This window comes from Rhizobium mesoamericanum STM3625, from assembly GCF_000312665.1.
Taxonomy (GTDB): Bacteria; Pseudomonadota; Alphaproteobacteria; order Rhizobiales; family Rhizobiaceae; genus Rhizobium; species Rhizobium mesoamericanum.
Map to the genome: position 1 here is coordinate 1,393,718 of NZ_HF536773.1, position 15,026 is coordinate 1,408,743.

Here is a 15,026-nt window from a genome sequence, read left to right on the forward strand (position 1 = left end):
ATTACGCGGCCGCCGTCGGGTTGAGCAGGTTCATATCGATGTCCGTCAGTTCGACCTGGCGCTCGAACGCTATGCCCTTTTCATCGAATAGATGGCAATCTGCAACGTTAATTCCGGCCAGAAGGGCCTGGTCCGGGCGAACGCCGGCACTGCCTGGCAGGGTTGCGCAGAAATTCTCACCTTCGCCGTCGAGTGATGCGTACGCCACGGTCTGTGCGCCCAGACGCTCAATGACCGTTGGTGCAACCGTGAGCGTGATGTCGCCCGAACCAATCTGGATGTGCTCAGGACGCACCCCGAGCGTAAGCTCCTTGCCGGCCCCGCCCTGGCGAGGCGCTACGGGGATAGTCGCCTTCTGTCCCTTGTAGTCGATCTCAACGCCAGCTGTACTGGCGCCAATGCAGGTGACGGGCAGGAAGTTCATCTTAGGGTTGCCGATGAAGCTCGCGACAAAAATATTGGCGGGCTTGTGATAGAGTTCCAGCGGCGCGCCGGTCTGCGCAATCTCACCAGCGTTCAACACGACAATCCGGTCCGCCATGGTCATTGCCTCGACCTGGTCATGAGTGACATAGATCATCGTCGCCTTCAGTTGCCGGTGCAGCTTGGCAAGCTCGATGCGCATGTCGGCGCGCAGCGCCGCGTCGAGGTTGGAGAGCGGCTCATCGAACAGGAAGATTTTAGGCTCGCGCACGATCGCACGACCGATTGCAACGCGTTGGCGCTGGCCGCCGGAAAGCATTCCCGGCTTCTGCTGTAAGCGTTGATCCAGATGAAGAATGCGCGCGGCATGCTCGACCTTGGCTTTCAGCTTTTCCTCTTCCATGTTTTCCACACGCAGCGGAAAGGCGATGTTTTCGAAGACGCTCATGTGCGGGTAGAGCGCGTACGACTGAAACACCATTGCGATCCCGCGCTTGACCGGAGGCAGGTCGTTGACCCTGACACCGTCGATCACGATGTCACCAGCAGAGGTCGCATCCAACCCGGCAATCATGCGAAGCAACGTGGATTTTCCGCAGCCGGAGGGGCCGACAAATACAACGAATTCGCCGTTCTTCACCTCTAGCTGAACGCCTTTCAGAACCTCGAAGTCGCCGAAAAACTTCTGAACCCTGTTGAGAAAAAGTTGTCCCAAAACCTGTCTCCGGTCGCCGCCCGCGCGAGCGTTTGCACTCAAAAGTTAAAGGGATCGCGGGTGTTGTGTACCCGCGATCCAAGTAATTCGCTTATTTGAACGCGTCGATTTCGCCGGCAGCCTTCTTGAGTGCATCGGCTGGTTCCGCCTTGCCTGTCACGACGGACTGAACCATCTCGATCATCGAGTTCTGGAAGCCTTTGTAGTCGGTGAAGAGCGGCTCTGGGCCGCCAAAGGCGATGCCGTCGATAAATGGCTGCCACGATGGGTCGGCCTTGACGAACTCATCAACCTTCGGCGACGGGCGCAGCGGGGTCAGGCCTGCACCACCCTGAAGCTCATACTCACCCTGCGGACCGGGCGACGTGATGAACTTGGCAAATTCGATCGCCTTGTCCTCAACACCCGTGCCCTTAAAGACCGCCAGACTGTCGGTGATCAGCAGCGTGCCTTTGCCCTTGGCGGAAGGGCCGAGCGGCAGCGGTGCAACGCCCCAGTTGATCTTCGTGTCCTTGAGGCGGGCGGCAGCACCCGAACCTGCCTGGATCATACCGACCTTGCCATCGAGAAAGATGGCGCGAATTTCGTTCTGTTCGTAGGCCGTTGCGCCTTCAACGGAATAGGGCGTGATATCCTTGTAAGCCTGCAGCGCTGCTAAGACTTCCGGACTATCCATAACGATCTTGTCGCCATCGATGACCTTGCCGTTGTTGGTGTAAACCCAATGCATGAACTGGTGCATCGTGTTATCGAAGGTCTTGGCTGGCAGGCCGTATCCGGCAATGCCAGTCTTTTCCTTGATGGCTTTCGCATCGGCGATTTCTTCAGCCCAGGTCTTTGGCGGGCTTTCCGGATCGAGGCCGGCCTGCTTGAAGAGATCCTTGTTCCAGTAGAGGGCCTTCGTCGAGAAGGCAACCGGCACACCCCACTGGGTGCCGTTAAAGGTGACGGTATCGACGATGTTCGGATAGTAGCTCTTTTTCTCATCGTCGGTCATCGGCACCGGAACGATCAAGTCGTTCTGGGCAAATTCCTTAAGCGTACGCGAGCCGACATAGGCCATGCCCACAGGTGTGCCGGCGGCAGCGAGCGTCGTGGCCTTATCCTGGCACTGCTCCCAGCCGACCACCTCGGGGGTCACCTTCCACCCGGGGTTCTTTCCTTCCCACTCCTTGATGTATTTCTCATGGATAGGATCGATCTTGTCGCCGCAATAAATCCAGCTGATCTCTTGGCCTGCGGCATGAGCGGTCATGGTACCGAGCGCGGTGGAGCCGAGCAGGGCGAGGGCCATCAGCCCGGTCTTGAATTGGATCGTCACTTTTATTAGCTCCCGTTTTTCTCTGGTGGTTGGCTTACTGTTTCACCGCGCCAGCGGTTAGCCCGCTGACGAGATACCGTTGAAGGAAGAAAATCACGATCATTGCCGGCGCAATACCGACGAAGCTTGCGGCCATCAACTCGTTCCAGACGACCTCCTGACGGCCAAAATAGGCAAAAAGCCCAACCGGCAACGGCGCGAATTCCGTCTTCGAATTGAAGGTGAGTGCATAGATGAATTGCTGGGCGTAGGACCCGATGAATGTTGTGATCGCCACCACGGTGATCCCGGGCATGGCGATCGGCAGAATGACGCGCCGAAGCGTATAGAAATGGCTGGCGCCGTCGACGAATGCTGCCTCGTCCAATTCGCGGGGAATGCGCATCATGTAGGTTCTGAGCAGCCAGATCGCCGACGGGATCAGGAACGCAATACCCGGAACCATGATCGCGAAATAGGTATTGAGCAGGCCGAACGAACGCATCAGGCGGAAGAGCGGAATGAGCAGTACGGCGCCCGAAAACATATTGACCGCGAGGAAAGCACCGAGCAGCACCCCGGCGCCCTTGAACTCGAAGCGCGCGAACGCATACGCGGCCGGGATGACCAAGACCAAGACGACACTCGTCACAACAGTCGAGATAAAGAAAGAATTGAAAATGTAGCGCGCAAAGCCGGGCACGCTCACCCACATTGTCCGATAGGCCTCGAAGGAGCCGTTCTCGGGAATGAAACGGTAGGGGGAGGAAAAGAGTTGGCTGAGCGGCTTCAACGAAACGAGAAAGCCTTCGACGAACGGTGCAAGCACGAAGGTAAGAAATACCAAAATGCCGGCGTAAATGCCGATGATCTCATACCACTTGTACCGATTGATAAGCAGGTGGGGCTGTTTCATCGCTTGTCTCCAGAGGCAAGGCGGCTGGTCACGCGGAAGTAGCAGAGGCAGAAGATCGACAGGAATATGCAGATCAGCACTGCGCGCGCAGCACCTTCGCCATATTTGTTCGAACCGATCGCGGTACGGTAGGTGTCGATAATCATCGTCGTCGTTTCACCACTTGGTCCACCGCGCGTCAGGATCCAGATGATGTCGAAGGAATTGAAGGTGGCAATCAGCGACAGCATCGACATGGTGATCATCGAAGGGACGATCAGTGGCAGGGTGATGCGGCGGAAGCGGTAGAAACGGCCCGCCCCGTCGGTCCACGCGGCCTCGTAGAGATCCTGCGGGATCGCTTGCATGGCTGCGAGCATATAGAGAGTAACCAGGGGAACGCCGATCCAGACGTCGGTAATGATCGTCGCCCAGAAGGCGGTCGAACCTTCCGCGAGGAAAGCCACCGGCCCGGAGGCAAGCCCTAAGCGTTGCAGCATTCCAGAGATCATCCCGAACTGGCCGTTATACATCCAGCCCCACATGAAAATGCCGATCGCCATAGGAACGACCCAGGGCGGCATGGTCAGCACGCGAAACAGCGCCCGCCCTGGCACGGCCGAATTCAGCATCGTGGCGCCGAAGACGCCGATGATCATCTTTATAGAAACGGAAAAGAACGTCCAAACGAAGGTTCTGAAGATCACCTCGGCAAAAGTCGAATTGAAGATCTTGCCGTAGTTGACCCAGCCGACCCAGTTGGTCGTCTTCTTCAACGACGCATCAGTGAAGGAGAGGATAAACGTATCGACCAGCGGGTAGGCGACGATCACCGTGACGTAGAGGACAGCTGGAAAGAGAAGTATCCAGGCGAAGATGACTGCGTTGCGTTGGACGCTCATCTTGCCGCCCTCCTCAAGCCGCTCTTGCGTGCAGGGCTTCGTCGAACCTGTCCCACACGGGGCGCAGGTCAATGACTGCCTTTTTCATGCGGGCTTCGTCCATGGACAGTGCGAGAATGCCAGCTTCGAGGGCGTTGAGCGTCGAGACGGGAAGCTCGCTGCCGGTGCGCACGCTATCAAGGAGGTCGGCGGCCATCTGCTCATCGGCACCATAGTGCTGCGACAACTCGGTCGCCACATACTTGTTCTCGACCACTTTCTTGCCGGTCAACTGCTCATGAACATCGAGATAGCCGCGGACGAAATCGCCCTCCGCCATTCCGCGCGATCCCATGATGGCAAAGCGGCGGAACTGATCGGGGACATTTAGATTGGTATGGAAGTTCATACCAACGCCGTTGGCATATTCGACAATTGCGACCTGGTAGTCGATGATGTCTGCGTCGCTGTCGAACACCTTGTCGGAACCCATCCAGCCGCTTGGCTTGCGATGGAAGAGCTCCAGGTCATTAATTCCCTCCCGCGCGGGATCGTTAGCCGGTACGAAGCTCTTGCGGCCGCCGAAGCTTGCAACGTGCTCGGGTCGTGCGCCAGCGACACCGTTGTAGAGGTCGAGATCATGGCAACATTTTTCCAGCATGAAGCTACCGGAATAGCGCTCGTAGCGGCGCCAGTCTCGCATGAAGAATGCGCCGTGATAAGGCTCGATGTGCTCGGCGGCTTCGATCGAAACGATCTGGCCAAGTTTGCCGGATGCCTGGATGGCACGCAGATCCTTATAGAGCGGAGAGTAACGCAGCACGAGGCCGACCATCAGGCGCTCATGGCCGAACTTCGCCATCAGCCGTGCCAGCTCGATACTCTCGGCGATCGACGTGACGATAGGCTTTTCGCAGAAGACCTTCAGACCGCTTTCGAGACCGAGGCGTATGTGATTGAGATGCATATGGTTCGGGGAGCCGATCATCAGAAGATCGAGCTTTTCGCTGGCGATAAGCTCCTCTGGAGAAGCATAGGCAGTACCAGCGGAAATGCCCTTGTCGACGAGCCCCGGAAGTCCCGCCGGGTCGGGGTCGACGTAACCCACGATCTCGAAGCTTTCATCCACGGACTTGAAGACGTAGCCAAGGTAGCCGAGCCGGAAACCCAGCCCGATGATTCCCACTTTCATGCTGCTCTCGTTCCCACTTACGTAATTTATTTTCGTCAAGTTGGGACAAAAATTCGAACTCGTCAACACGAATCCGGCGAAAAGTTGAAACTGTGAAATTTATTTTCATAGCTTGGCCTTTTCGAGATTCTTCAGTTCTCAACTGAGAACATGGACTCATTTTCACCGCGTACAATGAGCACACGTTGGCCTCTATTGACGAAAAGAGGGGCCGGCGACGGCGAAAAGCGCATCGCGGACCTTGCTCACAGCACGTAAAATCTAGCGGTTTCGCCGCTTGCCCTCGAGAAGGTCGAGAACCGAATTTGCCGCATCCAAGACGTTCGTACCGGGGCCAAATACGGCTGCGACCCCATGGTTCATCAGAAACTCGTAATCTTGCCGCGGAATGACGCCACCGACCACTACGATAACATCATCGGCGCCCTGCGACTTGAGCTCGTTGACCAGTTGCGGTGCTAGTGTTTTGTGACCGGCAGCCAGAGACGACATTCCAATCACGTGGACCTTAGTCGTGACGGCGAGTTCGGCCGCCTCCCTCGGTGTCTGGAAGAGCGGGCCGGCCAACACGTCAAAGCCGATGTCACCGAAGGCCGAAGCAATCACCTTCGCGCCGCGGTCGTGGCCGTCCTGACCAAGCTTGGCAATCATGATCTTCGGCTTGTGACCAAGCGTCTTACTGATATCGGCCATGCGGTCTTTTAGGACCGCCAATTCTGGCTCGTCGCGATAGGCTTTGCCGTAAACGTCCTTGATCACCTCGGGCGTGGCGGCGTGATCGCCGAAAGCACGACGCATGGCGTCGGAAATCTCGCCGACGGTCGCCCGTGCGCGCGCCGCTTCGACTGCCGCGGCAAGCAGGTTACCCTGGCCGCTGCGGGCGACTTCGACGATAGCCTCAAGGGTTGCGCTTACTGCGACGCTGTCTCGGCGACGCTTCGTCTCCTCGATGCGCTTGATCTGGGCGGCTCGCACCGCAGCATTGTCGATTGCGAGAATCTCGATCTCTTCCTCTGACTCGAGCCGGTACTTGTTGACGCCGACGATAACCTCGTCCCCTTTGTCGACCGCCGCCTGGCGTCGCGTCGCCGCTTCTTCGATGAGCCGCTTCGGCAGCCCCTCGTTGACCGCCTTTGTCATGCCGCCCAGTCGCTCGACCTCCTCGATCAGGGCCCAGGCCTTGGCAGCGAGTTCCTTCGTAAGGCTCTCGACGTAGTAGGAGCCGGCAAGAGGGTCGACGACCTTTGTCACACCAGTCTCATGCTGAAGGATCAGCTGGGTGTTGCGGGCAATACGTGCCGAAAACTCCGTCGGCAAGGCGATCGCTTCATCGAACGAGTTCGTATGGAGTGATTGCGTACCGCCGAGCACTGCCGACATCGCCTCAAAGGCGGTTCGGATAATATTGTTGTAGGGGTCCTGCTCCTGCAGCGACACGCCAGACGTCTGACAATGCGTGCGCAGCATCAGGGACGATGCCTTTTTGGGCTCGAACTCCTCCATGATGCGCGTCCACAAGAGACGTGCAGCACGCAGCTTTGCCGCCTCCATGAAAAAGTTCATGCCGATGGCGAAGAAGAAAGAGAGACGGCCCGCGAAATCGTCGACGTCCAAGCCCTTGGCGATCGCAGCACGCACATACTCGCGCCCGTCCGCGAGCGTAAACGCAAGCTCCTGCACCAGCGTCGCGCCTGCCTCCTGCATGTGGTAGCCGGAGATTGAGATCGAATTGAACTTCGGCATCTCGCTAGCGGTGTATTCGATGATGTCGGCGACGATCCGCATCGATGGTTCGGGCGGATAAATATAGGTGTTGCGGACCATGAACTCCTTGAGGATATCGTTCTGGATGGTCCCTGAAAGCTCGGAATGGGATACCCCTTGTTCCTCGCCTGCAACGATGAAGCTCGCCAGTATCGGAATGACCGCGCCGTTCATCGTCATTGAAACCGATACTTTCTCCAGCGGAATGCCGTCGAACAGGATTTTCATGTCTTCGACGCTGTCGATCGCAACGCCTGCCTTGCCGACGTCGCCGACAACCCGCGGGTGATCGCTGTCATAGCCACGGTGTGTGGCGAGATCGAAAGCGACGGAAATGCCTTGCTGGCCAGCGCCGAGCGCCTTGCGGTAGAAGGCGTTGGAGGCCTCCGCGGTGGAGAAGCCAGCGTATTGGCGGATTGTCCAAGGGCGACCGGCATACATCGTGGCGCGCGGCCCGCGGGTAAACGGCGCGAAGCCCGGAAGCGATCCCAGGTGCTCGGCGCCTTCGACGTCGGCCTCGGTATAAAGCGGCTTGACGTCTATCCCTTCTGGCGTGTTCCAGACGAGCGTATCGGGCGAGGCCCTCAGCTCTCGTTCGGCCAGGACCCGCCAATCGCCAAGCGTCTTCTTCGTCATGTCATCCTCCGGCATTCTTGTTTGCCGCAGGCTAGCACTTTAACCGCCCACGGCGCGATAGAGCCATTGGACATTTTATCCAGGATTTCTTCGCGGTAATGGCGTCATTGAGCTGTGTGGTCTGATGGCCAATCATACTTCGTTGGATCCATATACATGAGACTGCCCAGCTCGCCTGCCATCAGGCCACAGAAGTTTGACTCCATTCAACTGCGAGCCAAGCGTCGAATGACCAGGTCTCAGGTTCTGCTCCCATCTAGCCCAAGGCAGTCTCGGATTTGAGTGGGAGATAGCAGGCTTAGTCAGCTTTCGGCGGCGGACAGCGTTCGCGTTTCTGCTAAACGCTCAAGTCTCGTGTTCCATGGGATTTTCTCCCAGCGCCACAAAAGACGCCTTGATCCAGCCGGCGAAAGCGCGCACCGCAACGGACGGCAGCGTGGTCTTCGGTAGAAGCAGGTGAAATGCGTGACGGACGATTGGCTGCGCGTCAACTGGCTGGACGAGGCTACCGTTGGACAGAAACTTCTCGATCAACGGTGGACCGATCAGAGCGAATCCCTGGCCGTCGAGTGCTGCCTGGACGAGACTTGTGTACGAATTGAGTGTAATGCCTGCGCGAGCCTTCGCCATGTCGAGACCTTGCGCGCGAAACCAGGATGACCAGCGTGTCTGTTCATCGTATGGACCCTCCAAATGCAGGAGGGGCTGTTTCAGGAGATCCGTCGGCTGAAACCGTGAGCCTTCGGGTAAAAATGTGCTTGCGCAGGTAGGAGCAATCGTCTGCCTCGCAAGAAAGGTTGCGTCCGCTCCATCGAAGGGCGGGACGCCATAGCGAATGGCCACATCGATATTGTCTTCGAAGCCAAGATTTCCATCGGAGACGATGAAACGAAGGTCGATGTCGGGATGTAAGGTTCGAAACTCGCCAAGTCGCGGCGACAGCCAGTAGGTCATAAAGCCGGGCGTCGTTCCGACATTGACAACATTGCTTTCCGCACGTTTGCTGATTTCGGTGGTTGCCCGCAGGGCACGTTCCAGAGCGTCGGAAATTGCAAGATGATAGCGTTCGCCCTCTCGCGTTAGCTTCACCGACCGCTGCAGGCGCAGAAACAGGATCGTGCCGAGGAACTTCTCAAGCGCTTGCATTTGCTGACTGACGGCGACGCGCGAGACGTTGAGTTCGCTTGCTGCCCTGGTAAAGCTGAGATGACGTCCAGCAGCCTCGAAAGTAATCAATAGGTTCGGTGGTGGCAACTTGTAGCGAAGTCTTTGCATAAAGCTGAGGTTACGCGTGGCGTAGGAATTAAGCAACTTGTTATCTCCCGGGCGCCCCGTAATCTTTCCCTTGGTAAGCAAGAGCACAGACAAATCGCCGGCTCGCGTACGTACCCGAGTACCTAACGCGGACGGTCATCGGAAAAAGCTAATTGGGGAACGAAAAATGAAGTCAATTCTTGCAGTTCTAGGTATCGTGGGCGCTGGCCTTTTCGCGAGCACCTCTTCCGCTAGCGCCGCCTGTGGGACGGTAACGATCACAGAAATGAACTGGTCATCCGCCGCAGTCGTCACCGCGGTATCGAGCTTCCTGATGGAACAGGGCTACGGCTGCACGGTGAAGAAGGTTCCGACGTCGACGGTGCCTGCACTCACCTCGCTTGCCGAGACGGGCCAACCGGACATTTTGACCGAAGTCTGGCCAGGTGTCGCCGACGTATATTACAAGCTGGAAAAGGAAGGTAAGATCGTAAAGGTCGCCAATGTCCTGTCCGATGGCGGTGTCGATGCATGGTGGATCCCGGACTATCTCGCGGAACAGCATCCGGAACTCAAGACGATCGACGGCATTCTCGCGAACCCGAAGCTGGTCGGCGGTCGCTTCAACAATTGCCCTGTCGGTACTGGCTGTCGCACCTCGAGCGACAATCTTGCTAAGGCCTTCGAGCGCGAAAAACACGGCATCGAGATTTTCAACCATGGATCACTTGAGACGCTCGCCGCGTCGATCGCATCGGCGTACGAAGCCAAGGCACCTTGGTTCGGCTATTACTGGGCGCCGACCAGCGTGCTCGGAAAATACAAGATGGTCGCCGTCGACATGGGGCCGGTCGACGCCGAGAAGGCCAAGTGCAACGCCACGGCCGATTGCGCTACGCCGAGCAAGACCGGTTGGCCGAAGGCGACCGTACTGACCACGATGGCCAAGCCTTTCTACGACAAGAACCCGGAACTGGTCGCGCTGATGAGCAAGGTCACGTTTAGCAATGAGGTTATGAACGCACTTCTCTCCTGGCAAGAAGAGAACAAGGCTTCGGCCGACGAGACGGCCGTGCACTTCCTCACGACCTACAAGGACGTCTGGCCAAACTGGCTGTCCGACGACGCGAAGACCAAAATCGCCGCCATTATCAATTAAGACGCGTCATGGACTCGCCGACACCCAGGTGCTCGGCGGGCTCCTTGTCGCATCGGGCCGGCCTATAGCCTCGCCGGCTCCGGATTATGCTCCTCACGGAGGTGGATCATGGCGTTCTACAATGGACTTTTCGATGGTCTGGGGCTTCGCGACTGGTGCAATGCCGGCGCGAGCCACGGTCCCATGAGCATGGCGGAACTGCTCAAACGAGCCAAGGAGGCCAACGACACGTCAGGCCCATCGCTGGTGGACGCACCGTTCCCGTCGCTAGATGCCCTGCATGATGCCTGTCAGGCCATACCGCGCACGCGTGACCTGACATCAGGTATCGAGAGCACTTTTCTGTATCTGCGTGTCGGTCTAAAAAGGGTGCTAGATCCCGTGACACAGCCGCTGTCGTGGCTTTTGGATTTCTCGCTGCGCGTCGTGGACGTCGTTCCCTGGTGGGTGCTGGTTATCGCCCTCCTGGTGATTGTCTATCTCGCTTCGCGCTCGTGGCCCATACTTGGTCTCGTGACGGTTAGTCTCCTGGCGTTGGGCTTCGTGGACCACCTGCATTACGCTTTGCAGACGATGGTGATTGTGTTCGCCTGTACGCTAATCTGCATTGTCATCGGCATTCCAGTGGGCGTGGTGATGTCGAAGAGCAAGCACATGGAGCGGTTTACGCTGCCAATCCTTGACATGCTCCAGACGCTTCCATCTTTCGTCTACTTGATCCCGCTGATCTTCCTGTTCTCGGTCACCGAGTCGAAGCTTTACGGAATCGCGATCATTCTTTACGCCGTCGTGCCGGTGATCCGGCTGACCAACCTCGGCGTTCGAATGGTCGACGGCAATGTCGGCGAGGCGGCTGACGCATTCGGTCTCGATCCATGGCAGAAGCTGATCAAGGTCGAACTGCCGCTCGCGCTTCCAAGCATCATGGCCGGCGTCAACCAAACGATCATGATGTCGCTGTCCATGGTTGTGATCGCGTCACTCGTGTCCGCGCCTGGTCTCGGCGTTCTCGTGCTGCGCGGCATCAACAATCTCGAACTCGGCGTCGGCCTCGTCGCGGGTTTCGGTATCGTCCTCCTGGCCATCAACTTCGATCGCGTCAGCAAGGCTTCCATGTCGCGCGTAAACTCCACTCTCCAACATCGGGGGGGAGGCCATTGACCGACCAACCGAAGATATCGATCCGTAACCTTTACAAAATTTTCGGAACCAAGCCACATGAGATGGTGCCGCATGTGCGGGCCGGAATGAGCAAGGCGGAGCTGCTTGACAAGCACGGCCATGTTATCGGCCTTCAGGACATCAATGTCGACATGAAACGGGGGGAGATCACCGTCATCATGGGCTTGTCCGGGTCGGGAAAGTCAACGCTGATCCGCCACATCAACGGCCTGATCAGGCCTACCGCTGGCGAGGTCCTGCTCGACGGCACCAATGTCGCGGGGCTGACCGGGGCGCCGTTACGCGATCTTCGTCGTTTCCGTATGTCCATGGTTTTCCAGAACTTCGGCCTGATGCCGCACATGCAAGTGCAGCAGAATGTGGAAATGCCGCAGCGCGCGCGCGGTGATAGCGAAGGTGACGCGCGCAAAAACGCCCTGAAGTGGCTGGAGCGGCTGGGCCTCAAGGGCTTCGAGAATTACTATCCGCAACAACTGTCCGGCGGCATGCAACAGCGTGTCGGCATCGCCCGCGCGCTTGCTTCGAATCCGGACGTCATGCTGATGGACGAAGCCTTCTCGGCACTCGATCCGCTGATTAGAACGGACATGCAGAACCTTCTGCTTGAACTGCAGGAGGAACTCGACAAGACGATCGTCTTCATCACGCACGATCTCGACGAATCCCTGAAGATCGCCGATCATCTGGTGATCCTGAAGGACGGCGTCGTCGTGCAACAGGGAGAGCCGCAGAAGATTATCCTCAATCCGGCGGATGCCTACATCGAGAAATTCGTCAATGACATCAATCTGGCCCGCGTACTACGCGCCGAATCGATCATGACGGCCGGGCTCGTGACGAACACCCATGTGGACGGACAGGTCGATGCCGACGACAATCTCGAACACCTGATTGCCCTATCGCAAGGCGATGTCGCCAGATCCTTCGTGGTCTTGAAGGATGGCGTCCCGGCGGGTGTGGTCAAGATGGCCGCTGCCTTCAAGGCGCTGGTGCCGCGCGGTTCGCGCAAGGCGCAATCCGGCAAGCCCCCTCGCGATGACAAGCAACAGCAGGAGCAGGCTCTTTGAAATATCTCGATCACTTCTACATCAACGGTCGCTTCGTCACGACGGACGGCCGGGCGCGACGCGACGTCATCAACCCTGCGACGGAAGGAATTGCGGGAACGATTGCGATGGGGACTGCGGAAGACGTCGATCTGGCGGTGAAGGCGGCACGCCGTGCCTTTGTAACCTATAGCCAGTCCTCCCGTGAGGAACGGCTGACGCTGCTTCGCCGGGTGCTGTCAATCTTCGACGAACGCGCCGAGCAACTGGCGCAGCTGACGACGCTCGAGATGGGCGCGCCGATCACCTTTGCGCGGGAGGCGCAAATCGCCGGCGCGCGCGCGCATATAGCTGATGCGATCCGTATCCTCGAATATTACGAATTCGAGCGCATGGCTGGACCGACCTTGCTGTCGCTCGAGCCTGTCGGTGTCTGTGCGCTGATCACGCCGTGGAATTTCCCGGTATTGCAGATCGTCACCAAAGTCATGCCGGCTCTCGCGACCGGCTGCACGGTGGTGCTGAAGCCGAGCGAATATGCGCCGATCAGTCCGATGCTGTTTGCGGAAATCCTGCATGATGCCGGTTTTCCGGCAGGTGTCTTCAACCTGGTCAACGGCGACGGACCGACGGTCGGCGCGGCCATGTCGAGCCATCCCGGCGTCGATATGGTTTCCTTCACGGGCTCGACACGGGCTGGCGTCCAGGTAGCCAAGAGTGCTGCCGACACGGTCAAGCGCGTTCATCAGGAACTCGGCGGCAACTCTGCGAACATTCTTGTCGACGACGTCGATCTGGAGAGCGCCGTGACAAAGGGCGTCCTGGCCGCCTATCGCAATGCCGGCCAGTCCTGCACGGCGCCCACGCGTATGCTGGTGCCGCGTCACCTGCAGGAGAGGGCGATTGAGTATGCCCAACAGGCTGCGCGGTCCGTCGTGCTAGGCGACGTCACCGACGATCGTGTCATGCTCGGCCCGGTCATGAACGAGCTCCAATACGAGCGGGTGAAGTCGCTGATCAACAAGACGATCGCGGAAGGTGCGACCGTCGTTGCCGGAGGCAGCGAGCGGCCGCAGTCATTGAGCCGGGGTTATTTCGTGCAGCCGACCGTATTTGCGGATGTCATACCGCATATGACAGCGGCGCGCGAAGAGATCTTCGGACCCGTCGTCAGCCTCATTCCCTATGACAGCGTCGAAGAGGCAATCACAATCACCAACGACACTCCGTATGGGTTGGCGGCCTATCTCCAGTGCGCGGACCTGTCCAAGGCGATGGCGATTGCCAGGCGGTTGCGCGCCGGCCAGGTGACGATCAACTATCCTGCCTGGGACGCCTCCGCGCCCTTTGGCGGCTTCAAGCAGTCCGGAAATGGTCGTGAGTGCGGTGAAGCTGGATTCGAAGCATTCGTGGAGTTGAAGGCAATCGGCGGTCTTCAGCCATGAATTGAAAACCCGACTGTACCCGGTGCAGTCGGGGGCACGGTGTCACCCGCATAGCCGTAATTTTGGTCATGGAGCCAAGCGGCGATCAGGCTGCAGGTCCACCTTGTTGCCTCAAAACCTCAGGGCGCATCGGCAAGGCTTTGCAGTTGCGCGCTGCGGGGTCCCTTCAGCCTCATCTTATTCGGAGACACGCCATAGTGCTCGCGATAGCATTTCGTGAAATGCGAGCTCGAGACAAAGCCGCATGCAACCGCTACATCGATGATGGCCATGCCAGATTGCAGGATCATCAGGCGAGCTCGATCGAGGCGCAGCTCCAGGTAAAATCGGGATGGTGATGTCGCCAGTTCTTTGGCGAACATACGTTCCATCTGGCGGCGAGACAGTTTGATGTGGCGGGCAACGGCTTCGATGCTCGCGTGTTCGGCCATTGCGTCCTCCATGAATTCGACGGCTGCGAGCAGAAGCGGATTGAGATTGCCGAGCGTCCGCACGAGACTGCGTTGCCGCTCGGACGGTGGACGGATTCGGTCGAAGATCGCCTGCTCGCAAACCGCCAGCGACGTCCGCCTCCCGAACTCGTGCTCTATGAAATGCAGCATAAGATCAAACGACGCGGCTCCCCCGGCGCATGTATAGATGTTGGAATCACATTCGATCAGATTTGTTCCGGCAATCGCGGCTGGAAACTTTTCCTTGAAAACAGGCAGGTTCTCCCAATGAATCGTACAGCGCTTGCCGGCGAGCAGTCCAGCGTCGGCAAGCAGGTAGGCACCGGTGCAAATGCCTGCGATCGTGGTGCCGGCGTTACGTGTCCACCTGAGCCAAGCTGCGGCCGATCTGTCCACCGCTCGTTCGACATGCCACCCGGCGCACACCACGACCATGTGGGCCCTGTCGGCATTTGGCTTTGCCTTCTCCGCGGCGATGGAGCCGTCCGGAGTAATGGTGAGGCCGCAGCTCGCCTTCACGGGCAGCCCATCGCCGGACACGACCCGCCATCGGTAGGCCTGCGCCCCCTGAACGGCATTCGCCAGGCGCAACGCTTCCATAGCGGATGTGAAAGCCAGCATCGTGAAGTCAGGCACGATATAGAAAACGACGGTCTTCGTGAACGGACTGCTCATTCGTATC

General features: G+C 58.3%; 12 protein-coding genes. 4 read left to right on the forward strand and 8 right to left on the reverse strand.

What is annotated here, in order from left to right; all coding sequences use genetic code 11:
• Position 1: 1 nt before the first annotated feature.
• From BN77_RS26750 to BN77_RS26780, 7 genes are all read right to left on the reverse strand, one after another.
• Positions 2 to 1,138 carry an ABC transporter ATP-binding protein gene (locus BN77_RS26750; protein ID WP_007538086.1) on the reverse strand — a complete coding sequence of 379 codons (1,137 nt, stop codon included), beginning with the start codon at positions 1,136 to 1,138 and terminating at the stop codon, positions 2 to 4.
• Between the two features lie 91 nt (positions 1,139 to 1,229).
• Complete coding sequence (locus BN77_RS26755; protein WP_425280260.1) at positions 1,230 to 2,432, reverse strand: ABC transporter substrate-binding protein; 1,203 nt, start codon at positions 2,430 to 2,432, stop codon at positions 1,230 to 1,232.
• Between the two features lie 61 nt (positions 2,433 to 2,493).
• Complete coding sequence (locus BN77_RS26760) at positions 2,494 to 3,354, reverse strand: carbohydrate ABC transporter permease (RefSeq protein ID WP_007538091.1); 861 nt, start codon at positions 3,352 to 3,354, stop codon at positions 2,494 to 2,496.
• Positions 3,351 to 4,235, reverse strand: coding sequence for a carbohydrate ABC transporter permease (locus tag BN77_RS26765; protein WP_007538093.1), 885 nt, complete (start codon positions 4,233 to 4,235; stop codon positions 3,351 to 3,353). The genes BN77_RS26760 and BN77_RS26765 overlap by 4 nt, the downstream gene beginning before the upstream one ends.
• A gap of 13 nt (positions 4,236 to 4,248) precedes the next feature.
• Complete coding sequence (locus BN77_RS26770) at positions 4,249 to 5,406, reverse strand: Gfo/Idh/MocA family protein (protein ID WP_007538095.1); 1,158 nt, start codon at positions 5,404 to 5,406, stop codon at positions 4,249 to 4,251.
• Between the two features lie 261 nt (positions 5,407 to 5,667).
• Complete coding sequence (scpA, locus tag BN77_RS26775; RefSeq protein ID WP_007538097.1) at positions 5,668 to 7,806, reverse strand: methylmalonyl-CoA mutase; 2,139 nt, start codon at positions 7,804 to 7,806, stop codon at positions 5,668 to 5,670.
• A 345-nt stretch (positions 7,807 to 8,151) separates the two neighbouring features.
• The gene (locus BN77_RS26780; protein ID WP_007538099.1) at positions 8,152 to 9,117 is read right to left on the reverse strand and encodes a LysR substrate-binding domain-containing protein; all 966 of its coding nucleotides are present in this window, start codon (positions 9,115 to 9,117) and stop codon (positions 8,152 to 8,154) included.
• 130 nt (positions 9,118 to 9,247) lie between these two features.
• Between BN77_RS26780 and BN77_RS26785 the strand changes: the two genes are divergently transcribed.
• From BN77_RS26785 to BN77_RS26800, 4 genes are all read left to right on the forward strand, one after another.
• Positions 9,248 to 10,219, forward strand: a complete 972-nt coding sequence (locus tag BN77_RS26785) for an ABC transporter substrate-binding protein (protein WP_007538101.1) — start codon at positions 9,248 to 9,250, stop codon at positions 10,217 to 10,219.
• Between the two features lie 108 nt (positions 10,220 to 10,327).
• The gene (locus BN77_RS26790; protein ID WP_007538103.1) at positions 10,328 to 11,380 is read left to right on the forward strand and encodes an ABC transporter permease; all 1,053 of its coding nucleotides are present in this window, start codon (positions 10,328 to 10,330) and stop codon (positions 11,378 to 11,380) included.
• Positions 11,377 to 12,468: a betaine/proline/choline family ABC transporter ATP-binding protein gene (locus BN77_RS26795; RefSeq protein WP_007538105.1), complete on the forward strand. Its 1,092-nt coding sequence runs from the start codon at positions 11,377 to 11,379 to the stop codon at positions 12,466 to 12,468. The genes BN77_RS26790 and BN77_RS26795 overlap by 4 nt, the downstream gene beginning before the upstream one ends.
• Complete coding sequence (locus tag BN77_RS26800; RefSeq protein ID WP_007538107.1) at positions 12,465 to 13,892, forward strand: aldehyde dehydrogenase family protein; 1,428 nt, start codon at positions 12,465 to 12,467, stop codon at positions 13,890 to 13,892. The genes BN77_RS26795 and BN77_RS26800 overlap by 4 nt, the downstream gene beginning before the upstream one ends.
• Before the next feature lie 119 nt (positions 13,893 to 14,011).
• Here the strand turns inward: BN77_RS26800 and BN77_RS26805 are convergent, their stop codons facing one another.
• Positions 14,012 to 15,019 carry a GlxA family transcriptional regulator gene (locus BN77_RS26805; RefSeq protein WP_007538109.1) on the reverse strand — a complete coding sequence of 336 codons (1,008 nt, stop codon included), beginning with the start codon at positions 15,017 to 15,019 and terminating at the stop codon, positions 14,012 to 14,014.
• Positions 15,020 to 15,026 lie beyond the last annotated feature (7 nt).

What these genes read in the sequence shown, in the direction of transcription:
- BN77_RS26755 (WP_425280260.1), bottom strand. Translation starts at nt 2,432, where the DNA reads ATGGCCCTCGCCCTGCTCGGCTCCACCGCGCTCGGTACCATGACCGCT.
- BN77_RS26760 (WP_007538091.1), bottom strand. Translation starts at nt 3,354, where the DNA reads ATGAAACAGCCCCACCTGCTTATCAATCGGTACAAGTGGTATGAGATC.
- BN77_RS26765 (WP_007538093.1), bottom strand. Translation starts at nt 4,235, where the DNA reads ATGAGCGTCCAACGCAACGCAGTCATCTTCGCCTGGATACTTCTCTTT.
- BN77_RS26770 (WP_007538095.1), bottom strand. Translation starts at nt 5,406, where the DNA reads ATGAAAGTGGGAATCATCGGGCTGGGTTTCCGGCTCGGCTACCTTGGC.
- scpA (WP_007538097.1), bottom strand. Translation starts at nt 7,806, where the DNA reads ATGACGAAGAAGACGCTTGGCGATTGGCGGGTCCTGGCCGAACGAGAG.
- BN77_RS26785 (WP_007538101.1), top strand. Translation starts at nt 9,248, where the DNA reads ATGAAGTCAATTCTTGCAGTTCTAGGTATCGTGGGCGCTGGCCTTTTC.
- BN77_RS26790 (WP_007538103.1), top strand. Translation starts at nt 10,328, where the DNA reads ATGGCGTTCTACAATGGACTTTTCGATGGTCTGGGGCTTCGCGACTGG.
- BN77_RS26805 (WP_007538109.1), bottom strand. Translation starts at nt 15,019, where the DNA reads ATGAGCAGTCCGTTCACGAAGACCGTCGTTTTCTATATCGTGCCTGAC.